The sequence below is a fragment of the Paraburkholderia pallida genome (genome assembly GCF_004524855.1).
Lineage (GTDB): Bacteria > Pseudomonadota > Gammaproteobacteria > Burkholderiales > Burkholderiaceae > Paraburkholderia > Paraburkholderia oxyphila.
In genome coordinates this window covers 1412785-1435559 of sequence record NZ_CP038149.1, presented here as the reverse complement: position 1 = coordinate 1435559, position 22775 = coordinate 1412785, and the positions used below count along the sequence as shown (strand labels likewise).

The window sequence follows — 22775 nt, the reverse complement described above, 5'->3', positions numbered from 1 at the left end:
GGAACCGGTTCCATGTTTTAAGCGCAATTTTACAATAATCCATTGCATTCGGCAGGGGATAGGGCGAGGCAGTGGGTTGTGGTAATGCCGACTTGGCTTGCCTGGGTGGTGGTGCGTGGCCTGGCCGCACTGTTAAGGAGCGCTAGCGAGGCTCGATTGAAGCACGAGTTCCCTTCTTGTCCTGCTAGGGATTTTCAATGTGAGGCCACCGTCCGCTTGTTCTCATCAGGAAAATCGTTCGCCAAAATCGGGCTTCATGGCGTACCGGTCAGCACATGTGCAACAGGCAGGTACTTGGTCACAATACTGAGCATGAGGGCGGCCTCAGCCTTCGACACCGGGGGGAACGGTGAGATGTAAGAAGTGCCGTTGCGGCGCTCATGCGCTTTCGTGATAAAGGCGAATTCTTGAGAGCTCACGCCCAGCGAGGTCGACACGCGCTGGATGGCCAGGTTACGGCCTGCTTCTTTGGTGCGTACCTCGTAGAACTCCAGAACAGCTTGGACCACCTGAAAGTAGCCTTCATAAGCCAAGGTAAATACCTGCAGGTGCCGCTCGGGTTCTAGTGCCTCGGCAGTGGCCTTATAGTCCGCTGCGTTGCGCAGGAAGCCTGCGATAGCCGCGGGTGTTGGAGCAACGACATCGAAGGCTTTCGTCTTGATAAGGTTTTCGTATTCAGCAGGGCGCGGCATCACAGTACCTTTAAGGTTGGCCCCAGAGCAATCTGGGCCACGACGGGGTCAGACTGTATTAGAGCAGCCCATTCGGTCGGCTCGTACAACGAGAAGCTGACGGGGCGCAGCAGACCTTGCTCTGCCTTGTGCAGAGCTTCAGATAGTTCGAGGAGAGGGGCACTCCCGATGACAATCAAGTCAATGTCACTGCGCCCACCGTCGGTGCCCTTGGCCACGGAGCCAAACACGAACGCTGAACGGATCTGGCCGGCAAAAGGTTCGAGAGCCTCTTTCAGCGGCTCGACGACGGCAAATGACTTGCGCGCGATACTCACTAATTCGGGATAAAGAACGAATTCAGTATTCGCGCGAATGCTTCGTTGTCGGCCTCGTCGGGCGTCTTCACGAAGTACCCCGGCTTCGACCAGACGGTCTATCTGCTTTTGAGCACTTCCGCGTCCACTGCTCGCCAACCGCAACAATTCCTGAAGCGTAAAACTGTGGTCGGGTTGCAGCAGCGTGGCACCCAGTACGCGTTGCAAACCAGGGGTGAAGAGGAAGTCGGCAAGGCTCACAGTAAATCCTCAAAATAGGGATGATTGTCCTCATTTTAAGGACTAATGGATGAATCCTCAATACAGGGATGTTCATCCCTATTTTGAGGATATTGGCAGGCCCAACCCCGCACGTCGGAGATACCCACCCCTCCAAACAAACCCTAACAAATAACCCAAGTTGTTTGACAACTAAGCGTAACGGATGCTACTGTGCCGGGTATCGACAACCCTCTATCCCAGCACGAGGCCTCATGAACGTGTCCCCGATCGTCGAGAGCGAATTCGCCTCGACCGTGATGGCGGTGCCCCCTCTGGCACGCCGCCCCGACTTCTCGCTCGACGTCGAAGCCAACCGCAAGCTCGTCCGCCACATGGAAGCGGGCGGCCTGCGCACGCTGCTGTACGGCGGCAACGCGAACCTCTATCACGTCGCCGTGAGCGAGTTCCGCGAGCTGCTCGACATGCTGGACGAGGTGAGCGCGCCCGAAACGCGCGTGATCCCGGCCATCGGCCCGGACTACGGCAAGATGCTCGACCAGGCGCGCATCCTCGGGCAGACGAAGTACCAGACGGCCATGGTGCTGCCGCTCGCCGGCTTCACCACGCCCGAGGGCGTGGAGGCGGGCCTCACGCGCATCGCCGATGCGGCCGGCATTCCGCTCACGCTCTATATCAAGAGCGAGAACTATGTCGACGTGGACACGCTCGCGCGCCTGATCGATCGCGGCACGCTGATTGCGGTGAAGTACGCCATCGTGCGCGAGGACCCGTCGAACGATCCGTATCTGCGCCGCCTGCTGCAGAGTGTGCGCGCCTCGCAGGTGGTCTCGGGCATGGGCGAGCGTCCGGCGCTCGTGCACGTGCGCGACTTCGGCCTGGCCGCATGGACCACCGGCTCGGGCTGCATCGCCTCGCACGCCGTGATGGCGCTGCTCAGGGCTGCCAAGGAAGGCCGCGCGGAAGAAGCGCAACGGCTCTACGATGCATTCATGCCGCTCGAGACGCTGCGCGACGACATTTCGCTGATCCGCGTGCTGCATGACGCCGTCACGCTTTCGGGCATCGCCGACATGGGGCCGATCCTGCCGCTGCTCTCGCAGTCGCCGGCCGAGGCGCTGCCCGCCATCGGCGCGGCTGCGCAGGCGCTGCTGGCGTTCGAGCAGTCGCTGACGGGTTCGGCGCAGGCGGCGCACGCGTAAGCGTGCTTGCTCGAGCCACGAAGTAGCACGCGAAAATTGCATATGAGCGGAGCGAACATGCAAATCACTGGAGCAATGCTGCTGGGCGCGCAGGCGGTGCGCGGCCAGGCGGGCGAGATGCGCGCGTTCGCGCCCGCGCTCGGCAAGGACATCGAACCGCCGTTCGGTCTAGGCGATCAAGCCGATGTCGCGCGTGCCTGCGAACTCGCGGCGCAGGCTTTCGACGCGTTCCGCGCCGCGCCGCACGAACAGCGCGCGCAACTGCTGGAGGCCATCGCCGAGCGCATTCTCGGCATCGGCGATGAACTGATCGAGCGCGCGCATCTGGAGTCGGCGCTGCCCAAGGCGCGTCTCGAAGGCGAGCGCGGCCGCACGGTTGGCCAGTTGCGCCTGTTCGCGTCGCTGGTGCGCGACGGCCGCTGGTGCGGGGCCGTGCTCGACTCGGCGCTGCCCGAGCGCAAGCCGCTGCCGCGTTCGGACCTGCGCGCGCAGCGCATCGGCGTGGGCCCCGTGGCCGTGTTCGGCGCGAGCAACTTCCCGCTGGCGTTCTCGGTGGCGGGCGGCGACACGGCTTCGGCGCTTGCCGCGGGCTGCCCCGTCGTCGTAAAGGCGCACCTCGCGCATCCGGGCACCTCGGAGCTGGTGGGGCGCGCGATCCAGCAGGCGGTCGCCGACGTCGGCTTGCCCGAAGGCGTGTTCTCACTGATCTTCGGCGGCGGCAACGAGACGGGGGAGGCACTCGTCGCGCATCCGGCCATCAAGGCGGTGGGCTTCACGGGCTCGCGTCGCGGCGGCCTCGCGCTCGCGCACATCGCGGCGCAGCGCGCGGAACCCATCCCCGTCTACGCCGAAATGAGCAGCATCAACCCGATGTTCGTGCTGCCGGCGGCGCTCGCCGCGCGCGGCGAGTCGATCGCGCAGGGCTTCGTCGACTCGCTCACGCTGGGCGTAGGCCAGTTCTGCACGAACCCGGGTCTGGTGCTCGCCATCGACGGTCCCGGGCTCGACCGCTTCGTGACGGCCGTGAGCGCTGCGCTTGGCCAGAAGCCGGCGCAGACCATGCTGACGGCGGGCATCGCCAAGGCTTATGACGATGCGGTGGCGGCGCGCAAGACAACCGAGGGCGTCGAGCAACTGGCCGCTGGCACGTCGAGCGACGCCCAGTGCGCCGCGCAGCCGCTGCTCTTCAAGACGAGCGCCACGGCGTTCCTCGCGCAGCACGCGTTGTCGGACGAGATCTTCGGGCCGGCCTCGCTCGTGTTGACGTGCCGCGACGAAGCCGAGCTCGCGCGCGTGGCGGAGCACCTCGAAGGCCAGCTCACGGCCACGCTGCAGATCGACCGCGACGACTACGCGATGGCCGCGCGCCTGTTGCCGGTGCTGGAGCGCAAGGCGGGCCGCATTCTCGCGAACGGCTTCCCCACGGGCGTCGAAGTCTCGTACGCGATGGTCCACGGCGGCCCGTTCCCGGCCACCTCGGACGCGCGCACGACCTCGGTGGGCGCGATGGCGATCGAGCGTTTCCTGCGCCCGGTCTGCTATCAGGATCTGCCGGCGGAACTGCTGCCGTCTGCCGTCCAGGACGACAACCCGCTGGGGCTGTGGCGTCTGCGCGACGGCGAGCTGGTGCGCAAGTAAGCGGCCATACGCGCGGTGAAACGGCGCAAAGACGCTCGCAGCGGGGCTGCGGGCGCCTTTGCGGCAGGCCTCCCAACAAACGTCCGACAAAGGGCTCACAAAGTCCCTGACGTTGCTTGACAACTTGATGTGTGGTTCGGCATCCTTTGACCGCGGCTCAATGGCCAGAACCAGCGAAGACCCGCAGCAGAACTAGAACGGCCGCGCAGAACAAATTCCATAAACAGATGTGAGGAGACAGACGCGATGTTCGATGGACGCTTGAAGGCCAGGGTGCTGGCCGTATGTGTGGCGGCCGCGGCCGTGTTCGGCGCGGGCGTGGCGAAGGCCGATCCGGTTTCCCTGAACATAGTCGACGTGGCCGGCAACCTGCAGCTCACGCAGAAGGCCTTCGAAGCCTTCAAGGCGCAGAACCCGAATCTCGTCTCCAACATCACCTACACCAACGCGCCGGCGCCGCAGCTGCCTGGCAAGATCAAGGCGATGCAGGCCGCAGGCCGCGCCGATATCGATCTCGTCCTCACCGGCACCGACGCGCTCGCTGCCGGCATCGAGCAGAACCTCTGGATGAAGCTGCTGCCGGATCAATCGGCGGCGTTGCCGGGCGTGCTCGACAAGTACGCGCCGGGCCCGCGCAAGATGCAGGACCTCGCGCAGGGCTACGGCCTCGAAGTGTCGTATATGCCGGCCGGTCCGCTGATCGAGTACAACCCCGCGAAGGTGGCCAAGCCGCCGCATACGCCGCAGGAGCTGCTCGCCTGGTGCAAGGCGAACCCCGGCAAGCTGATCTATGCGCGACCGGCCAACTCGGGCCCGGGCCGCACGTTCCTGATGGGCCTGCCGTACCTGCTCGGCGACAAGAATCCGCAAGACCCCATCAACGGCTGGGACAAGACCTGGGCGTTCCTGAAAGAGCTCAATGCGTGCGTGCCGTACTACCCGGGCGGCACCTCGGCGGTCATGAAGGAACTGGGCGAGGGCTCGCGCGACATGACGGTGACCGTGACGGGCTGGGACATCAACCCGCGCGCGCTCGGCATCGTGCCGGCCGAGTTCAAGGTTCAAGCGTTCGACAACATGACCTGGGTGAACGATGCCCACTATATGGTCATCCCGAAGGGCGTCTCGAAGGACAAGCTCGCCGTGCTGCTCAAGCTGATGAACTTCATGCTCGAGCCGCAGCAACAGGCCATGACCTATGACGACGGCTATTTCTATCCGGGCCCGGCCGTGAAGGGCGTGACGCTCTCGATGGCGCCGAAGCAGAGCCAGGACGTGATCGCCAAATATGGCCGCCCCGAATACGCGAAGTGGCTCACGCAGTATCCGCACGTCCAGCCGCTTTCGGCGCAGGCGATGGTTGCGGCGTTCCAGAAATGGGACCGCGAAATCGGCGCGCAGAAGTCGCAGTAGTGGGTGACGAGTCAGCGACGCCCGGGCGGCGCCTTTGCGTGTGACCTCGCACGGGTGCCGCCCGTTGCCTATGCTCAGGTAAGTGGACCTCGCGTTTCAGGAACGTGTCATGAAGCATTCATTCGATCGTCTGCGTCTGGACTCGGTGTGCCGCAGTTTCACCAACGCGGAAGGGACACCGCTCGCGGCGCTGCGCAATCTCGATCTGGAGATTCGCCGCGGCGAATTCATTGCGCTGCTCGGGCCCTCGGGCTGCGGGAAATCGACGGCGCTCAACTGCATTGCGGGCCTGCAGCCGCTCACGAGCGGCAGCATCTGGCTCGACGATTTGCGTATCGACGTGCTGCCGCCCGAGAAGCGCGGCTTCGGCATGGTGTTCCAGAACTATGCGCTGTTCCCGCACATGAGCGTGCTGGAGAACGTGGGCTTCGGCCTGAAGATGCAGGGCGTGCCGCGCGACGAGGCGAAGCGCCGTGCGCGCGAGGCGCTGCAACTGGTGCAGCTCGTCGGCCATGAAGGCAAGCTGCCGGGTCAGCTTTCGGGCGGCCAGCAGCAGCGCGTGGCGATCGCGCGCGCCATCGTGATCGAGCCGCCGCTCGTGCTGATGGACGAACCGCTTTCGAACCTCGACACCAAGCTGCGCATCGAGATGCGCGCGGAAATCCGCCGCATTCATGGGCAGCTCGAACGCGCCACGATCTACGTGACGCACGACCAGGACGAGGCGCTGTCGATGGCCGACCGCATCGTCGTGATGAAAGAGGGCGTCGTGCAACAGGTCGCCACTCCTAAGGAAATCTACAGCCGGCCCGCGAATCTGCACGTGGCGCGCTTCATGGGCTATCGCAACGTCTTGCCGTTCGCCGTGACCGGCGAGCGCGGCGAGCACATCGCGCTGTCCGCGTCGGGCATCACGCTCACGGGCGTGCCGATGGACGACGCCATCGTGCAGGCCGGCAGCAACGCGATTTCCGTGGCGATGCGCCCCGAAGACTTCGAACGTGCCGACGCGGGCGATCCTAACGCCTTCGACGTCGAAGTCGAGCTCGTGGAATATGGCGGCCGCGATTCGCTGCTGCTCGCGAACGCGCCGTTCGGCAAGCTGTGGGCCCGCGTGGCGGGCGAGTTCGAAGCGGGCGAGCGCGCCACGCTGCGCGTCGCGCCTTCACGCGTGCTGGCCTACGCGGAGCGCGCATCATGAGCACATTTGCCTCGTCGCTGAGCAAGCAGCCGCGCGACGCGCGCGGCTGGCTGATTGCGCCCGCGCTCGGCTTCGTCATCGCGATGTTCCTCTACCCGTTCGCCTACGGGCTCATGCTGTCGTTCAAGCCGATGAACGGCGGCGGCATGTTCGCGAACTATCTGCAGTTCATCCACGACCTCTCGCTGTGGCCAACGGTGTTCGTCACGCTCAAGCTGGCGGTGCCCGCGACGGTCATCAACGTCGGGCTCTCGCTGCCGGTGGCGTTCGCGCTGCGCCGCAAGTCGCCGTATCAGAAGCTCGTGACGACGCTGCTCGTGATTCCCGTCACGCTCGGCACCGTGCTGATCGCCGATGGCATGCTCAGCTACTTCGGCCCCAACGGCTGGTTCCCGCAGGCGCTGCACGCACTGCATCTCTACACGAACGAAGAGATTCGCCTCACGCACAACTACTGGGGCGTGCTGATCTCGCTGATCGTCTCGGGCTTTCCGTTTGCCTTCCTGCTGACGCTTTCGTACGTCACCGGCATCGACCCGACGCTCGCGCGCGCGGCCGCCACGCTCGGCGCGGGGCCGTGGCAGCAGTTCCGGCAGATCTATCTGCCGCTGCTCGCGCCCGGCCTCACGATGGCCGCGTGCCTCTCGTTCGTGCAGGCGTATTCGGTGTTTCCGTCGGCGGTGCTGCTCGGCGCGCCGGCGGGCCCCACGCGTGTGATCTCCATCGCGGCATCGGAAGCCGCGTTCGAGAGCTATGACTACTCGCTCGCCTCGACCATTGCCATCGTGATGGGCTTCGTGCAGTTGATCGTGGTGGCCGCGATGCTGGGCGCGAAGCGCTACTTCTACTCGGGCCCGGTGAGTGGAGGGAAAGGCTGATGAGCACGCATCAACACCACCCGGCGGGACTCCCCGCAGGCGCGCCGGTGAGCGAAGAGCGTCCGGCGCCCGCACCCGCCGCCAGGGCGCCGCAGACGAAGCCGGCTTCGCGCCTGCCCGACGTGCTCTGGAAAGTGCTCGTGTGGGGCGGCATGGCGTTCTTCCTGCTCAACGTGCTGCTGCTGATCGCGACGGTGGGCGTGAACTCCATCGCCACGCGCTGGTTCGGCACGCCGCTGCCGCAAGGCTTCACGCTGCACTGGTATGCGCAGGCGTGGCGCGACTTCCAACTCGGCAGCGTGCTGTGGGTGACGTTCGAAGTGGTGGGCGCGGTCGTGCTGCTGTCCATCGTGCTCGGCGTGCCCGCCGCCTATGCGCTCGCGCGGGCGCAGTTTCCGGGCAAGCGCATCGCCATGCTCGTGTTTCTGCTGCCGCTGATGGTGCCGCCCGTCACATACGGCATTCCGATGGCCACCGCGATGTACCACTTCGGCCTCGCCGGGACGCTGCCCGGCGTGATCCTCGCGAACCTCGTGCCCGCGCTGCCGTTCGTGATTCTCGTGATGACGCCGTTCATCGAGCAGATCGATCCGAACCTGGAGTCGGCTGCGCGCATCTTTGGCGCGAACACGCTGCGCTATTTCCGTTACGTATTGCTGCCGCTCCTCGTGCCGGGGATGCTGGCGGCGGGGCTGCTCGTGCTCGTGCGCACGATCGGCATGTTCGAACTCACGTTTTTTACCGCTGGACCCGACACGCAAACTCTCGTCGTCGCGCTGTATTACGCAGTGTTCTCGACGGGCGTGCGCGCGCCGCAGTCCATCGACGCCATGGCGATGATCTACATGGCGATCACGCTCGCATGGGTGCTGGTCGCGCTGCAGTTCGTCAGCCCGACGCAACTCGTGTCGCGCGTGAAGGAATCGCGCTAGCGGCTTGATTGATAGACGCGCTGAAACCCATGCGCGGAAACACCTGGAGCAAGGCAAGATGAGCAACAAGCGAAAGACCCCCGAAGAACTGCGCAGCCACCGCTGGTATGGCGTGAACGACCTGCGCTCGTTCGGCCATCGCTCGCGCACCGCGCAGATGGGCTACAGCCGCGAGGAGTATGCGGGCAAGCCGGTGATCGCGATCCTCAACACGTGGAGCGAGATCAACCCGTGCCATACGCACTTCAAGCAGCGTGTGGAGGAGGTCAAGCGCGGCATCTGGCAGGCGGGCGGCTTCCCCATCGAGCTACCGGTGCAGACGCTCTCCGAGCCGTTCCAGAAGCCCACTACGATGCTCTACCGCAACTTCCTCGCGATGGAAGCCGAAGAGACGCTGCGCTCGTATCCGGCCGACGGCGTCGTGCTGATGGGCGGCTGCGACAAGACCACGCCCGCGCTCCTGATGGGCGCGATCTCGATGGACCTGCCGACGATCTTCCTGCCCGCGGGCCCGATGCTCAACGGCAACTGGAACGGCGTGACGCTCGGCTCGGGCTCGGACACGTGGAAGTACTGGGCCGACCTGCGCGCGGGCAAGATCACCGAAGAAGACTGGAAGGGCGTGGAAGGCGGCATCGCACGCTCGCCGGGCCACTGCATGACGATGGGCACGGCCTCGACGATGACGAGCGCGGCCGAAGCGCTCGGCTTCACGCTGCCGGGCTTCGCGTCGATTCCTGCGCCGGATTCGCGCCACGCGCAGATGTCGGCGAAGACGGGCATGCGCATCGTCGAGATGGTGTGGGAGGACCTCAAGCCCTCGGACATCATCACGCGCAAGGCGGTCGACAACGCCGTCACCACCTGCCTCGCGCTCTCGGGCTCGACCAACGCCATCGTGCACATGATCGCGCTCGCGCGCCGTGCGGGCGTCGAACTCACGCTCGCGCAGTACGACGAGATCGCGCGCCGCACGCCGGTGCTCGCGAACATCCGCCCGACCGGCAAGTACCTGATGGAGGACTTCTATTACGCGGGCGGCCTGCGCGCGATGCTCAAGGAGCTTGGCGACCTGATCGACGGCACGCAGATGACCGTGAACGGCAAGACGCTGGGCGAGAACATCGCCGACGCGGAGATCTATAGCGACGAAGTGATCTATCGCCGCGCGAAGCCGCTGATGCCCGATACGGGCCTCGCCGTGCTGCGCGGCAATCTCGCGCCCGATGGCGCGGTCATCAAGCCCGGCGCCGCCGAGAAGCGCCTGCACGTGCATACGGGCAAGGCCGTGGTGTTCAAGGACTATAACGACATGGCCGCGCGCATCGACAGCGAAGAGCTCGATTGCGACGAGAACAGTGTGATCGTGCTGCAGCACGCGGGCCCGATTGGTGCCCCGGGCATGCCCGAATGGGGCCAGCTGCCGATTCCGCAAAAGATCCTCAAGAAGGGCGTGCGCGACATGCTGCGCATTTCGGATGCGCGCATGAGCGGCACGAGCTACGGTGCGTGCGTGCTGCACGTGGCGCCTGAGTCGTTCATTGGCGGACCGCTCGCGCTGGTGCAAGACGGCGACATGATCGAGCTGAACGTGCCGGAGCGCCGCCTGAACGTGCTGATCTCCGACGAAGAGATGGCGCGCCGCAAGGCCGCGTGGGTGGCGCCCGAGCCGCGCTTCACGCGTGGTTATGGCGCGATGTACCAGATGCACGTGATGCAGGCCGACAAGGGCTGCGAGTTCGATTTCCTGCAACGCGACGGTGTTGCAGGATCGTGCAGCGGCGGCGGCGAGCCCGAGATTCACTAAGCGATTCACTGCGGGATCCACCACCGGTCGCGGAGGAGACAGGATCCGGCATTGAAGGCGAGGGCGCGTTGCGGTTCACGACTGCGGCGCGCCCCGCGCGGCTCGACAGGGGAATCTCCGTATCAAGCATCAAGAGTAGTAGAAAACAAGCAAGACATCACAACGACTATATGCAGGAGTACAGATGAAGAAGACCATTCTCGCTTCCACGCTTGGACTCGCCGCACTGGGCGCGCACGCCCAGAGCAGCGTTACGCTGTATGGCATCGTCGATACGGGCATCGGCTATCAGAGCAGCTCGGCCGCGCTCGGCAGCAACTCGGGCGGCCACTCGGTCGTCAAGATGGCTCAGGGCATCTGGGCCGGCTCGCGCTTCGGCCTGAAGGGCGCGGAAGACCTGGGCGGCGGCACGCGCGCGATCTTCCAGCTCGAAGAAGGCTTCAACTCGGCCAATGGCGCGCAATCGACCACGAACCTGATGTTCAGCCGCGCGGCTTACGTCGGCGTTGCAAACCAGCAATACGGCACGATCACGATGGGCCGCCAGTATGCGCCGTACTACTCGCTGCTCGCGCCGTACAGCCCGACCACGTGGCTCACCGGCGCCTATGGCGCGCATCCGGGCGATCTCGACTCGATGGACACGATCTACCGCATCAACAATGCGGTGGTCTATACCTCGCCGAATATCGCGGGCTTCACCGTGAGCGGCATGTACGCGCTCGGCGGCGTGCCGGGCAGCGTCGGTGCTGGGCAGACATGGAGTGTCGCGGCGAACTATATTCGCGGCCCGGTCGGCCTCGCCGTGGGCTTCGAGCGCCTGAACAACTCGACGAGCGGCGGCGGCACGTGGGGGGCAAATTCCACGGCGAACAGCAATGGCGAGCCGGGCGTGTCGGGCATCACCAACGGCTTCCAGACCGCGCAGGCGCAACAGCGCCTCGCCGTGACGGGCGGCTATGCATTCAATTCGCAGTGGGACATTTCGGCATCCTACTCGAACGTGCAATACGTTGCGGGAACCGGATCGAAGTTCTTCGACACGCAGATCTGGAACACGGGCGGCGTCGTCCTGCACTACAAGCCGCTGACCGCGCTCGACCTCGCGGCGGGATACAGTTATACGCGCGCGACCAAGGCGAACGGCATCACCAGCGCGGCCTCGTATCAGCAGTTCAACCTCTCGCAGTACTACACGCTCTCGAAGCGCACCGGCCTGTACTTCGTCGAGGCATACCAGCGCGCGGGCGGCCAGACGCTCGGCACGAACGGCGCGGGCGACATCATCAATGCGACCGCCGACATCGGCGACGGCCAGAACAGCGCGCCGTCCTCGTCGCGCAGCCAGTTCGCGGGTGCGATCGGCATCGTCCACCGCTTCTGATTCTCACGCTTTCACACTCCGATGCAGTCTTTGCGGCGGCGCCATTGCGGCGCCGCCGTTCTTTTTTGTGCGTATGCACCGTTGTGCGCGGGAGGGGGTAGACGGCGGCGCCAGGTGCGTTCGGCAAGGCTGCGCTATCATGCACTCCGGTTTTCAAAATAAAACCGGACGAACGCGGGTGGACAGCTCGCGCGTGGATCGCCGCCCAATCACGCTCCAGACCTTTTCAATGTTCGACTTCCACCTTTCCGGGGGTGTCCTGCTCCCGCACATGCAGGCGCTCGACGTGCTGCAACTCTGCGGCATTGCCATTGCGCTCGTGCTCGGCGGCATGGTGAAGGGGGTGACCGGCATTGGCGTGCCGCTCGTCGCCATGCCGATCCTCACGCACTTCCTGCCCGTGAAGCAGGCCGTCCTGCTGCTCTCGATGCCGATCATCCTCGGCAACATTCCGCAGGCGCTCGAAGGCGGCGAGCTGTGGAAGACGGTCAAGCACATTGCCGCGCCGCTGATCGGCACCGTGATCGGCAATATCGTGGGCGTGGCCGTGCTGATCCGGCTCGAGCCGCATCACGCGCTGGCCGCTTCGGGTGTCACGCTGATCGTGGCTGCCGCGCTGATGCTCGCGTCGCCGCGGCTCAAGCTGGCTCCGGGGCTCGTCAGGCCGGTGGGCTTCGCGCTCGGTTTTGGCGCGGCGCTCATGGAGAGCATTGCCTCGGTGCCCGGGCCGCTGCTCGCGATGTATTTGATCGCGACGGGCGCAACGGGCCGCGTGTTCACGAAGCAGATCGCGATCATCCTGGTGGTGTCGGTGGTTACGCTCGTCACCACGTTCAGCGGCGGCGCGCACGCGAGCGGCGCCGACCTCGCGATCTCGGCGGCGGCGAGCCTGCCGTCCATCGCAGGGATGTTCCTTATCCGGCCGTTGCGCGACAAGCTGCACCCGCTGGCGTTCCGGATGATCGTGCTCGTGTGCGTGCTGGCGGCGGCGGTGCAGATGATTATTAAATCGGGCGTGCTGTAACGCGGTAGGCGTGGAAGCGAAAAAAGCGCCCGTGTGGGCGCTTTTTTGTATGCGTCGCGAAGAAGTTTCGCAAAGTGCACAGGCAAGAACGGCTGTCACGCCTTTTTGCCGCGTTTCTCCACCGGCGTGAAATCGATGCTCGCGAAACTGCCGCCCTGATAGCGCTGCGCCACCGCATCGAGCGGATTCTCTTTCGCGAGAATCTCAGCCGCATAGTCTTCGGCATTCTGCTGCGGCTTGAAACCGAGGCGTCCGGCATCGTCATTCGCACCGCTTTGCACCCAATAGCTGCGCGTATTGTTCGACACGCCCCACACGACCGCGAAGCCGATCGACTCCACGTTGATCACGCGATCGACGAGATGGAACAGATCCTCGTGGCCGAACCAGGTGCTCAGATGACGAAACTCAGTGGGCTTCGGCAGGCAACTGCCGATACGCACGTTCACAGTCTCGATGCCGTGCTTGTCCCAGTAGAGCCGCGCGAGCGATTCGCCCCACGCCTTGCTGAGTCCATAGAAGCCGTCGGGGCGAAACGCGCAATCGAGCGTGAGCTTGTCTTCCACCGGATACATGCCGATCGCGTGATTCGAGCTTGCGAACAGGATGCGCCTGGTGCCATGTCGGCGCGCGCCTTCGTAGATCTCGACGAGCCCGCGCAGGTTGTTCTCGATGATCTCGGGCAGCGGACGCTCGACGCTCGTGCCGGCCATATGGATCAGCACGTCGACGCCTTCGAGCAGACGGTCGACCACTGCGGGGTCGCGCAGATCGCCATGCATGACATCTTCGCCGGCAACGAGCGGTTCGAGCGGCTTCGAACCGGCTGCGGAGCGCAGGTCCACGCCGCGTTCGAGCAGGCCCTTGCGCAACACGGTGCCGAGCTGGCCGGCCGCGCCGGACAATGCAACTTTCTTCACAGTGGGGTTACCTCACATAAAAACGCCGAAAGCCGGCGCCCGAGTTTTCACTGGGCGCCGGCCGATGAACGGGTCAGGCTTTCACGTTTTGCGCCGGCCGGAGCACGGCGCCAACCGCCTGGCTCTGTTCGTTGTCCTTGTGCTGATTCGAGATCAGCCGCCAGGCCACGATCGCGCCAATCATGTCGAACAGCATGAGGCACACGAACAAGGGGTTATAGCCGATCGTGCTTGCCAGTGCGCCGACGATGAGCGAGAACACCGTCGCGCCGAGATAGCCGAACATGCCCGAGAGGCCTGTGGCCGTGGCGACTTCGTGCTGGCCGAAGACGTCGGAGGCGAGCGTGAACAGGGCGCCCGAAATAGTCTGGTGCGCGAAGGTGCCGACACAGAACAGCGCGATAGCGGCATAGGGGCTCGCGACGAGGCCCACGCAGGCCGGACCCACCATCAGCAGCGCGCCGGTCGTGATGACGAGCTTGCGCGACGTGATGAGCGAGCAGCCGAACCAGCGTATGAACAGCGGCGCAAGGTAGCCGCCGACGAGGCAGCCGAGGTCGGCCGCAAGAAACGGCATCCACGCGAACAGCGCGATCTCCTTCAGGTTCATGTGGCGCACGGTGACCATGTAGAGCGGAATCCACGCGCCGAAGGTCTGCCATGCCGGCTCGGCGAGCATGCGCGGGATGCCGATGCCCCAGAAGCGGCGCTGCTTGAGCACTTCCTTCCACGACGGGCGCTTGCCCGCGGTGCTTTGTTGCGACGCGTCCTGGCCTGCGCGGATGTACTCGGCCTCCTCCTGCGAGAGCATCGCGTGTTCGGCCGGCGTGCGGAAAAACACGAGCCACAGGGCCACCCAGATCAGCGCGACGCCGCCGGTCAGCACGAACGCGAATTGCCAGTTGTACTTAAGAATGCACCAGACCACGAGCGGCGGGGCGATCATGGCGCCAATCGACGTGCCGGTGTTCAGCCAGCCCGTGGCGACCGAGCGCTCCTTGGCCGGAAACCACTGGCTGATGGCCTTCATGCCGGCCGGGAAGATCGCGGCTTCGCTCATGCCGAGCAGGCCGCGGAAGAACGCGAGCGCGGGCCAGCTCGAGGCGAGGCCGTGCAGCATGTTGGCGATGGCCCAGCCGAACGCGAAGATGGCGAAGCCGATCTTCACGCCCACGGAGTCGAGCACGAAGCCGGCGATCGGCTGCGCGATTGCATAGCAGGCCTGGAAGGCGGTGACCACGTACGAGTACTGCTGCGTGGACATGTGGAGCGTTTCAGTGAGCGTGGGCGCGGCCACGGAAAGCGAACTGCGCGCGAGATAGTTGAAAATCGTGCCGATCATGATCAGGCCGATGATCCACCACCGAAGTCCCTTGATAGTCTTTCGTTGCACTGCTCGTCTCCTGTGCGCCCATCATTCGCCAGCCGGCGCTTTGTCTGGCCGGGACGGATCCGTATCGGGCCCGTCATGTAAGACATCATTCTATTTGCGCGAAAGTTGTAAAGCAAATATTGTCGCGATGGGGATTTCCCTGGCCTATTGCGTATCGCCCAGACGCGGGCCTTTCCTCAAGCCTTGATGGACGGGGCTGCGCAAGGCCTGGCGTATTCGCGTCAGCTGGGCGGGTTGGGTTGTCGGATGACTGGTCCGCGACCGGGAGCAAGCGAGATGTACCGGGCTGGTTGACAATTCTCTTGTTGTATTACAACAATGCCGGCATAGCGCTCGACAAACATCGAGCCGCCCGCCTGCGCGGCCCCGCGCACCCCAAAAAATGGACGAGACACGATGAATTCACCCGCCATTGCCGTCAGCGAACAAGCCTTCGAACAACTGCGCCATGTTTCCACCGCGACGCTGACCACCCAGCTCTTCAAGCACGGGCTGCGCAACGTCTTCGTGCAGGGCGTGAAGCCGCTCGCGGCCCCGGCGCCGGGCGCCCCCAATCTCGTCGGCCCGGCCTTCACGATGCGCAACATCCCGGCACGCGAGGACCTCGATCAACTGAGCGCGTTCCAGAACCCCGAGCATCCGCAGCGCAAGGGTGTCGAGACCGTGCCGGCCGGCGCCGTCCTCGTGCAGGACTGCCGCGGCGTGACCGACGCTGCGTCGATGGGCTCGATCCTCGCCACGCGCCTGCGTGTGCGCGGCGTGGCGGGCATGGTGTCGGACGGCCCCGTGCGCGACAGCGCGACGATTGCCGCGCTGGGCCTGCCGGTCTTCTGCGCGGGCGCCTCGGCGCCGCTCAATTTGTGCCGGCACCACACGGTCGATCTGAACGTGCCCATCGGTTGCGGCGGCGTGGCCGTGTATCCGGGCGACATCATCGTCGGCGACGCCGACGGCGTGGTCGTGATCCCGCGCCATCTGGCAGAAACGGTGGCGCAGGGGGCGTGGGAGCAGGAGGAACTCGAGCGCTTCATCACCGAGCGGATCGAGGCGGGCGCGGCGCTGCCCGGCACTTATCCGCCGAACGAGGCGACGCTCGCCGCCTACGCCGAATGGAAGAAAGCGCGCGGTTGAGCGCGTAGCTGAACGCACAGCGAGCCGCTAGGCCGCGCCGAAATTTTTCTCTTTATCCGATACGAAATGGCGAAGTTTCAGGATCAGGACGTCATCGAAATCGTGCGCGGCGGCTCGCGTCTGCTGGTTGCGCCGCAAGCCGGCGGGCGACTGCTCTCGTGGCATCTGCACGGCGCGCCGATCATCCACTGGCCCGACGCGGCCGACTGGAGCGAGCCCGCGCTCGTGCGCGGCGGCAACCCGCTGCTGTTTCCTTTCATCGCACGCCATCGCGTGGACGGCCGCATCGGCTTATGGCGCGACGCGCAGGGCGTGGTGCGCGAAGTGCCCATGCATGGTTTCGCGCGCGAGTTGCCGTTCGTGGCGCAAGTCGATCCGCAAGGCGACGGTGTGCGCATGACGTTGACCGATAGCGAGGCGACGCGCACGGGCTATCCATTCCGTTTCCGTTTCGAAGCCGTTTATCGACTCGTGGACGAAGCGACGCTCGACGTCGAGCTGATCACGACGAATACGGCAGCGGCCAACGCAGCCGATGCGTTCGGGGCCCGCCTGCCGTATTACGCGGGTCATCATTTCTATTTCGCCCTGCCGCATACGCAGCGCGGCGAGGCGACCCTCGCGCTGCCGCGCAACGTGTACCGGCATCAACTGGCGGACGGCACAACGAGCGCGCCGGAGGCGGGCGCCGCGCGCTACAGATTCGACGACCCGCGGATCGTCGACCGGTTTCACTGTCTCGAAGGCGAGCCGGCGGGGCCGGTTCGCATCGAAATGCCCACGCTGCGGCGCGCTGTCGAAATCGATCTGCGCCGTCCCGGCTCGGTGCCGTGGTATGCCGTGACCTCGTGGACGCTCGCGCCCGACTCGGACTTCTATTGCGTGGAGCCCTGGCTCGGCCTGCCCAATGCGATTCACAACGGCTTGGGCCTGCGCTGGCTGGAGCCGGGTCAAACGGAGACGGCGTCGTTGCGCATCGGCGTGAGCGTGCTCGATTGAGGGGTGGTTTCGAACAGCGATCCGAGCCGGCTCGAACGCACGGCGAGCCGCGCGGCAGGGCTGCTGCGCTCAACGTATGCGCCGTATGACTTACAATCTGTGACATACCTGACAACTCACCGCGTAGCACCTGACCATGGCTGAGCAGAAAGCGCCGAACATGCCGGCGCGGATTTACAGCGACATCCTGAACCGCATCATCGAAGGCGAATACAAGGAAGGGGAGCGGCTGCCGACCGAGCACATGCTCGCGGAACGCTTCGCGACCTCGCGTCCCACCGTGCGCGAAGCGCTCGCGCAATTGCGTGCGGATGGCATCATCGCCACGCGCCACGGCTCGGGAACGACGGTCATGCGCCGGCCCGACCCGGACGTGCGCCGCTTCGCGCCGCTCGAAACGTTGTCGGACATTCGGCGCTGCTACGAATACCGCGTGGTCGTCGAATCGGGCGCGGCGGCGCTCGCCGCGCAGAAGGCCGACGACGACGACATCGCAGCGATTCGCCGTGAATGGGACAACCTCCAGACCATCGTCGAAACCTCGGGCATTGGCGCGAAAGACGACTTCGCGTTTCATATGGCTGTCGCCCGCGCTTCGAAAAATCAGTTCTTCATCACCGCGCTCTCGGGCATCCAGGAGCAGATGGTGTTCAGCATGAATCTGTCGCGCAATCTCTCGCTCGTGAAGTCCATCGAACGGCAGCGCATCGTGCAGCAGGAACACCTCGAAGTGCTGGAAGCCATCCAGGCACGCGACGTGCCGCGCGCCTCGCAGGCCATGCGCGACCATCTCGAACATGCGGTGAACCGCATGTTCGGCTCCTGATGCACTGAAGGCGGGCCGGACCGGCGGCGCGGCAGGGTTCGCGCCGCGCACAACGATCCTGTCGCCCGGCTTGCGCATCGAACGATTTTTGCGGCGAATTTCCGAAGGGAAACACCATGGGTTCGATCCGGCGGCGCGGCCCGGCGCCTTCGCGTTTGCTCAGAGCCAGACTGCTCACCACCCTGACCGGGATGCTGGCGACCGCGTTGCTGGCCGCTCCGGCTTGCGCGCGTCATGGTCCCGGAGCGGACTCGCGCACGGTCGAGGCCATCGCCGCTGGCCGCATGCCGATCGACACCGCGCAGGGCCACGGCGAGTTCGCGCTCGACATCAGCGCGGACTGGAGCGTGCCGCAGCCGGAGATCGTGCGCGCGGTGATCGTGCTGCACGGCCGCTTGCGCAACGCCGACGACTACTACCGCACGGCGCAGCGCGCACGCGCATTGGCCGAAGCGGCGGGCGTGGATCCCGCCGGTACCTTGCTGATTGCCCCGCAGTTCCTTTCGACCGCCGACACGCGGACCCACGCTGCGCCGCCCGATCTCCTGAGCTGGGAAGGCAACGCGTGGATGGGCGGGGCCGATGCCGCAACGGGCGCGCCGGTGAGCGCCTATGCGGTGCTCGATGCGATCGCGCGCCGCCTTGCCGACAAGCAGCGTTTCCCTAATCTGAAGACGATCGTGTTTGCGGGCCACTCGGGCGGAGCACAGGTGCTGCAACGCTATGCGATCGCATCGGAAACACCGGAGTCGCTTGCGCAAGCGGGCATCGCCGTGCGTTTCGTGGTGGCGAGCCCGTCAACGTATGCCTATTTCGATGCGCTGCGGCCCGGTGCCGATGGTGCGCCTGCCCGCTTCGACGCGGCACGCTGCCCCGGCTTCGATACCTGGAAATACGGCATGGAGGCGCGCCCCGGCTTCATGCTCGGGCACACGCCCGCGCAGCTCGAAGCGCGCTATGCACAGCGGCGCATCGTCTATCTCGTGGGCGGCGCGGACGACAATCCCGCCTCGGTTTCACTCGACAAATCGTGCGCGGGTGAGGCGCAAGGGCCGCAGCGCCTCGCGCGGGCGCAAGGATTCTTTCGCTACATGCAAACGCGTCACTCGGCGGAGCTGAATCAGGAGTTTCACATCGTGCCCGGCGTGGGCCATGACGGCGCGCGCATGCTGACTTCGCCCTGTGCGGTGAAGACGATGTTCGATGTGGGAAGCTGCAGCGGCTAAGCGAAGCGAAGTCGCAAAAAGAAAAAGCGGGCTCCGCTACACGCGGATCCCGCTTTCTGGCAGACCGAGGCGCCCGTCCGGGCGCCCGGTCGACAACGCCGAAGGGCGTTGGCCTGGCTTGTTACGCTGCTTGCTTCGCGCCACGCGCGGCTTGAGCGGCAGCCTTCGACGCAGCCTTGGTGACCGCTTCGAAGTTGCTTTCGGCCATTTCGGCAGCTTGCTTGGCGGCCTTGTTCACCGACTCGTAGGCGCCTTGAGCAGCCGTGATTGCCGACTTGAATGCCGCGACGGCCGTTTCCGAGCCAGCGGGTGCGTTCTTCGCTGCGCTGTCGATCAGCGATTGCACGGCTTGCTGCTGCTGCTCGAACTGGCTTTGTGCGGCTTGCGTGAAATCCGTGTTCGCGGCCGAGACGATCGCGTAGACGTTGCGGCCATAGGCCAGTGCCTTCTCGGCGGCCGGCTGGGCAAAGCCTGCCTGCAGGGCGAAGAAGCCTTGCGGATCCTTTGCCGACAGCGTGCGCTGGGCATGTTCCTGGCCTTCGGCGATGGCGGCGCGGGCCGTTTCGATGTTCAGCTCGGCCAGCTTGACGGCGCCTTCGAACGCCTTGTTCGTGAGACCGAAGAGCGCTTCGAGACCGGCTTTCTGGGTTGCGGCGAATTGTTCGGGGGTAGGCAGAGTCATGTCGTCGTTCCTGATGGTGGACCGTTACGCGTCGGTTCCGTTACGAAAAAAAGAAAACTTTCTGTCGATCACCGGTTCGCGTATTGGTGCGATGCAGCAATCGACTTCATGATATCTCAAAAGAAAGACGTGTCAAGAGAATTTTTGTGCGCTGCATCAATTCAGTAAGCGCTTGATTCGCATCGGGAAATTGAGATGGAGCGAAGGCTTCCTGAAAGCATCTTGCGGTGCACCGGATTTCCTATGCAAAACGCATGAATCGCGCGCGCCGGGTTCGAGCTTTTTTCACGCCTGCGTGCTTCTCCGGCCGCTTTCTGCGTCGCGCGAGGCGAGGGCGCATAATGCGCGGATCGCCGTGCGGGCACCGTCTGGCGTCATGCTGGCGGCATACCGAGGCATGCGCGTTCCCCGCGGTCTGCGCAGTTCTTGTTGCGCAAGGGAATAAATCTGCCGCGCGGCGCGTTATCCCAAACTGAAACGTTATTGCACGCTCACGTGAAAACTCCCCTTTCCGTTAAACCCGGTTTCGAGACGATGGCCGCCGCGCAGAAGTACACACGTGTCGCAGTGCTATTGCATTGGGCGATCGCCTTGCTGATCCTCGCCAACGTCGCGCTCGGCCTGACTGCCGCGTTGTTGCCCGACGGCACGCTTTCCGACGAGTCGATCCGTTTCGTCATCGACACGCACAAATCTATCGGCATTACCGTGCTGGGCCTCGCGATCCTGCGCGTGCTATGGCGCCTCACGCACCGGCCGCCGCCGCTGCCCGCCGAGTTTCCTTCATGGGAGCGCACGGCGGCGCACGCCGCGCACATTGCGCTGTATGTCCTCATCTTCGCGATGCCGCTCTCCGGCTGGCTGCACGACTCGGCCTGGGTGGCCGCCGCTTCGCATCCGATGTATCTGTTCGGCCTGTTTCAGTGGCCGCGCATCGGCTTCATCATGAATCTCGACCCCGCAACCAAGAACCAGTTGCACGATCAATTCGGCGCGCTGCACACGGCGTGCAGCTACGCGCTGTACGGCGTGCTTGCGCTGCACGTCGCGGGCGCGCTGAAGCATCAATGGGTCGATCGTCATTCGGTGCTGCGCCGGATGATGCCGTGAACAAAGAAAAAGGATTGTCTTGAACGACTCGCTCGATCAGGTGCTCGCACGCACGTCGCCGCGCCTCACGCCGGTGCGAACACCGCTTGCCAGCATTGCGATCCATCTGGGTGTCATGGTGCTCTGGGGGATCTTGTTTGCGCGCGCATTCTTTCTGCAAGGCGTGGTGGCGTGGTCGACCGGCATTGCCTATGTGATTTACGACACGGTGCTGCTCGTATTCGTCGCCTGGCAGGCGCGCGTGCTGCTGCGTCCTGCCGGTCCGGCGGCTTCGACGGCTGCTTCGGCGTTGCCCGCCACGCAGCCGACGCTCGGCGTAATCGTCGCCGCGCACAACGAAGCGGCTGTGTTGCCGATCACGCTCGACGCGCTGTTTGCGCAGACACGCGTCCCGCAGCAGATCGTGATCGCCGACGACGGCTCGAGCGACGGCACCGCAGCGCTGCTCGCAGGGCGTTACGGACTATCCGATCCGGGCGAAGGGCGCCTGAGCCTGCCTTCGCCCGACTATCCGAACCTGCGCTGGCTGAGGCTGCCGCACGGCGGCAAGGCGCGCGCCTTGAATGCGGCGCTCGGCATGATGGCAACCGACGCGGTGATGACGGTCGATGCCGACACGCTGCTCGAACCCAACGCCTGTGCCGCAATGGCCGAAGCGTTTGGCCGCGAACCCGCGCTCGTGGCGGCGGCGGGACTGCTCACGCCGGTTTGCGGCACCTCGCCGAGCGGGCGCTTTTTTCAGTGGTTCCAGACTTACGAATACATTCGCAATTTCATTTCGCGTTTTGCCTGGATGCGCGCGGACAGTCTGCTGCTCGTCTCCGGTGCGTTCGCCGCCTTCCGGCGCGAAGCGGTGATGCAGGTGGGCGGCTTCGATCCGCATTGTCTTGTAGAGGATTACGAATTGATTCACCGTCTGCGGCGTCATTCGGCGCGCGAAGCGCTCGGCTGGGATGTGCGCGTGATCGGCGCCGCCCGCGCGCGCACCGACGCGCCGGGCACGCTCGCGAGTTTCCTGCGGCAGCGCCGCCGCTGGTTCGCGGGCTTTTTGCAGACTCAGTACTGGTATCGCGACATGACCGGCAATCGCCGCTACGGCAAGCTCGGGCTCATGATGCTGCCGGTGAAGGCGTTCGACACCGTGCAGCCGATATACGGCCTCACGGCGTTCGCGCTGTTGCTCGGCTTCCTCTTCGACGGGCGCTTCACGATCGTGCTGCCGGTGCTCGCAGTGATCGTCGGGAAGATCGCGATCGACCTCGCGTTCCATTTGTTTTCGGTGCACCTGTACCGGCGCTGGAGCGGGGACCGCACGAGTTCCAGCTTCGGCATGGCGTTGCTCGCGGCAATCTTCGAGCCGTTCTCGTTTCAGCTGATGCGTCACGCCGGCGCCGCACTCGGCTGGCTGCACTTCCTGCTCGGGCGTCGCAAGTGGGGCGTGCAGCAGCGCACCGGCCTTGGCGCAACCCAGGGGCGCGGGGCGGCGGTCCAGTCGCGCTGAATGGCGTTGCTGCTGCCCGCATGGGCGGCGATAGCCGGTGAATCATCAGATCTAATGCCGGATTGATCGGATCCATGCAGGACCATCGGTGCACCGCAGATGCACTATGATGAGGCAAGCGGCAGTTCGGCGGCGCTTGTCGCCCGCGCGCAACGCAGTGGTGCATGGCGCCTTGCACCATTACGGCGCGCAATGCGCGGTCTGCGGATGGCATACCCCTTGCTTTTTTGCTCGTACCGCAGCGCGCCGCGCATGACGAGAAGCTCATGCGAGCAGGAAG

The 22775-nt window shown here is 65.0% G+C and carries 20 protein-coding genes; 15 read left to right on the top strand and 5 right to left on the bottom strand.

All coding sequences use genetic code 11. The annotated features are described in order from the left end of the window. Window positions 1-254: 254 nt before the first annotated feature. A complete protein-coding gene (locus E1956_RS21580) occupies window positions 255-692 on the bottom strand; it encodes a hypothetical protein (protein WP_134752753.1) in 438 nt (145 codons plus the stop codon). Then, on the bottom strand, window positions 692-1249 hold the full coding sequence (locus tag E1956_RS21575) for a nucleotidyltransferase domain-containing protein (RefSeq protein WP_134752751.1): 558 nt from the start codon (window positions 1247-1249) through the stop codon (window positions 692-694). The genes E1956_RS21580 and E1956_RS21575 overlap by 1 nt, the downstream gene beginning before the upstream one ends. Window positions 1250-1482: 233 nt before the next feature. Here E1956_RS21575 and E1956_RS21570 point away from each other — a divergent pair, with 233 nt between their 5' ends. From E1956_RS21570 to E1956_RS21530, 9 genes are all read left to right on the top strand, one after another. Next, complete coding sequence (locus tag E1956_RS21570) at window positions 1483-2430, top strand: dihydrodipicolinate synthase family protein (protein ID WP_134752749.1); 948 nt, start codon at window positions 1483-1485, stop codon at window positions 2428-2430. Between the two features lie 57 nt (window positions 2431-2487). After that, window positions 2488-4068 carry an aldehyde dehydrogenase (NADP(+)) gene (locus tag E1956_RS21565; protein ID WP_134752747.1) on the top strand — a complete coding sequence of 527 codons (1581 nt, stop codon included), beginning with the start codon at window positions 2488-2490 and terminating at the stop codon, window positions 4066-4068. Between the two features lie 246 nt (window positions 4069-4314). After that, on the top strand, window positions 4315-5481 hold the full coding sequence (locus E1956_RS21560) for an ABC transporter substrate-binding protein (protein ID WP_028218835.1): 1167 nt from the start codon (window positions 4315-4317) through the stop codon (window positions 5479-5481). A gap of 109 nt (window positions 5482-5590) precedes the next feature. After that, window positions 5591-6682: an ABC transporter ATP-binding protein gene (locus E1956_RS21555; RefSeq protein ID WP_134752745.1), complete on the top strand. Its 1092-nt coding sequence runs from the start codon at window positions 5591-5593 to the stop codon at window positions 6680-6682. Then, window positions 6679-7560 (top strand): ABC transporter permease, encoded by an 882-nt coding sequence (locus E1956_RS21550; protein ID WP_134752743.1) that lies wholly within the window; start codon window positions 6679-6681, stop codon window positions 7558-7560. The genes E1956_RS21555 and E1956_RS21550 overlap by 4 nt, the downstream gene beginning before the upstream one ends. Then, a complete protein-coding gene (locus E1956_RS21545; protein ID WP_335929952.1) occupies window positions 7560-8492 on the top strand; it encodes an ABC transporter permease in 933 nt (310 codons plus the stop codon). Before E1956_RS21550 ends, E1956_RS21545 begins: the two co-directional genes overlap by 1 nt. A 58-nt stretch (window positions 8493-8550) precedes the next feature. After that, complete coding sequence (gene araD / locus E1956_RS21540) at window positions 8551-10299, top strand: L-arabinonate dehydratase (protein WP_134752741.1); 1749 nt, start codon at window positions 8551-8553, stop codon at window positions 10297-10299. Between the two features lie 184 nt (window positions 10300-10483). After that, window positions 10484-11683, top strand: a complete 1200-nt coding sequence (locus E1956_RS21535; RefSeq protein ID WP_134752739.1) for a porin — start codon at window positions 10484-10486, stop codon at window positions 11681-11683. A gap of 229 nt (window positions 11684-11912) precedes the next feature. Further along, the gene (locus E1956_RS21530) at window positions 11913-12707 is read left to right on the top strand and encodes a sulfite exporter TauE/SafE family protein (RefSeq protein WP_134754712.1); all 795 of its coding nucleotides are present in this window, start codon (window positions 11913-11915) and stop codon (window positions 12705-12707) included. Window positions 12708-12802: 95 nt separating this feature from the next. Here the strand turns inward: E1956_RS21530 and E1956_RS21525 are convergent, their stop codons facing one another. Continuing rightward, on the bottom strand, window positions 12803-13627 hold the full coding sequence (locus E1956_RS21525) for an NAD-dependent epimerase/dehydratase family protein (RefSeq protein WP_134752737.1): 825 nt from the start codon (window positions 13625-13627) through the stop codon (window positions 12803-12805). A 73-nt stretch (window positions 13628-13700) separates the two neighbouring features. Beyond that, the gene (locus tag E1956_RS21520; RefSeq protein ID WP_134752735.1) at window positions 13701-15020 is read right to left on the bottom strand and encodes an MFS transporter; all 1320 of its coding nucleotides are present in this window, start codon (window positions 15018-15020) and stop codon (window positions 13701-13703) included. A gap of 396 nt (window positions 15021-15416) precedes the next feature. Here E1956_RS21520 and E1956_RS21515 point away from each other — a divergent pair, with 396 nt between their 5' ends. The 4 genes from E1956_RS21515 (at window position 15417) to E1956_RS21500 (ending at window position 19202) form a co-directional block, all read left to right on the top strand. After that, entirely contained in the window at window positions 15417-16151 is a 735-nt protein-coding gene (locus tag E1956_RS21515; protein WP_134752733.1) for a ribonuclease activity regulator RraA, read from the top strand. A 66-nt stretch (window positions 16152-16217) separates the two neighbouring features. Continuing rightward, entirely contained in the window at window positions 16218-17150 is a 933-nt protein-coding gene (locus E1956_RS21510; protein WP_134752731.1) for an aldose epimerase family protein, read from the top strand. 136 nt (window positions 17151-17286) lie between these two features. After that, window positions 17287-17976 (top strand): FadR/GntR family transcriptional regulator, encoded by a 690-nt coding sequence (locus E1956_RS21505; RefSeq protein ID WP_134752729.1) that lies wholly within the window; start codon window positions 17287-17289, stop codon window positions 17974-17976. 116 nt (window positions 17977-18092) lie between these two features. Next, on the top strand, window positions 18093-19202 hold the full coding sequence (locus E1956_RS21500) for an alpha/beta hydrolase (RefSeq protein ID WP_232071499.1): 1110 nt from the start codon (window positions 18093-18095) through the stop codon (window positions 19200-19202). Window positions 19203-19323: 121 nt separating this feature from the next. Here E1956_RS21500 and phaP read toward each other — a convergent pair whose 3' ends face one another. After that, the gene (phaP, locus tag E1956_RS21495; protein ID WP_134752726.1) at window positions 19324-19884 is read right to left on the bottom strand and encodes a TIGR01841 family phasin; all 561 of its coding nucleotides are present in this window, start codon (window positions 19882-19884) and stop codon (window positions 19324-19326) included. A gap of 534 nt (window positions 19885-20418) precedes the next feature. Here phaP and E1956_RS21490 point away from each other — a divergent pair. Together E1956_RS21490 and E1956_RS21485 are read left to right on the top strand one after the other, a co-directional pair. After that, entirely contained in the window at window positions 20419-20994 is a 576-nt protein-coding gene (locus tag E1956_RS21490; RefSeq protein ID WP_134754708.1) for a cytochrome b, read from the top strand. 19 nt (window positions 20995-21013) lie between these two features. Then, the gene (locus tag E1956_RS21485) at window positions 21014-22495 is read left to right on the top strand and encodes a glycosyltransferase family 2 protein (protein WP_134752724.1); all 1482 of its coding nucleotides are present in this window, start codon (window positions 21014-21016) and stop codon (window positions 22493-22495) included. The last annotated feature ends 280 nt before the right edge of the window (window positions 22496-22775 follow it).

Bases quoted from the DNA above. Each gene is read 5' to 3' on its own strand.
- E1956_RS21580 (WP_134752753.1), bottom strand. From the start codon at position 692: ATGCCGCGCCCTGCTGAATACGAAAACCTTATCAAGACGAAAGCCTTC.
- E1956_RS21570 (WP_134752749.1), top strand. From the start codon at position 1,483: ATGAACGTGTCCCCGATCGTCGAGAGCGAATTCGCCTCGACCGTGATG.
- E1956_RS21565 (WP_134752747.1), top strand. From the start codon at position 2,488: ATGCAAATCACTGGAGCAATGCTGCTGGGCGCGCAGGCGGTGCGCGGC.
- E1956_RS21560 (WP_028218835.1), top strand. From the start codon at position 4,315: ATGTTCGATGGACGCTTGAAGGCCAGGGTGCTGGCCGTATGTGTGGCG.
- E1956_RS21555 (WP_134752745.1), top strand. From the start codon at position 5,591: ATGAAGCATTCATTCGATCGTCTGCGTCTGGACTCGGTGTGCCGCAGT.
- E1956_RS21550 (WP_134752743.1), top strand. From the start codon at position 6,679: ATGAGCACATTTGCCTCGTCGCTGAGCAAGCAGCCGCGCGACGCGCGC.
- E1956_RS21545 (WP_335929952.1), top strand. From the start codon at position 7,560: ATGAGCACGCATCAACACCACCCGGCGGGACTCCCCGCAGGCGCGCCG.
- araD (WP_134752741.1), top strand. From the start codon at position 8,551: ATGAGCAACAAGCGAAAGACCCCCGAAGAACTGCGCAGCCACCGCTGG.
- E1956_RS21535 (WP_134752739.1), top strand. From the start codon at position 10,484: ATGAAGAAGACCATTCTCGCTTCCACGCTTGGACTCGCCGCACTGGGC.
- E1956_RS21530 (WP_134754712.1), top strand. From the start codon at position 11,913: ATGTTCGACTTCCACCTTTCCGGGGGTGTCCTGCTCCCGCACATGCAG.
- E1956_RS21515 (WP_134752733.1), top strand. From the start codon at position 15,417: ATGAATTCACCCGCCATTGCCGTCAGCGAACAAGCCTTCGAACAACTG.
- E1956_RS21510 (WP_134752731.1), top strand. From the start codon at position 16,218: ATGGCGAAGTTTCAGGATCAGGACGTCATCGAAATCGTGCGCGGCGGC.
- E1956_RS21505 (WP_134752729.1), top strand. From the start codon at position 17,287: ATGGCTGAGCAGAAAGCGCCGAACATGCCGGCGCGGATTTACAGCGAC.
- E1956_RS21500 (WP_232071499.1), top strand. From the start codon at position 18,093: ATGGGTTCGATCCGGCGGCGCGGCCCGGCGCCTTCGCGTTTGCTCAGA.
- phaP (WP_134752726.1), bottom strand. From the start codon at position 19,884: ATGACTCTGCCTACCCCCGAACAATTCGCCGCAACCCAGAAAGCCGGT.
- E1956_RS21490 (WP_134754708.1), top strand. From the start codon at position 20,419: ATGGCCGCCGCGCAGAAGTACACACGTGTCGCAGTGCTATTGCATTGG.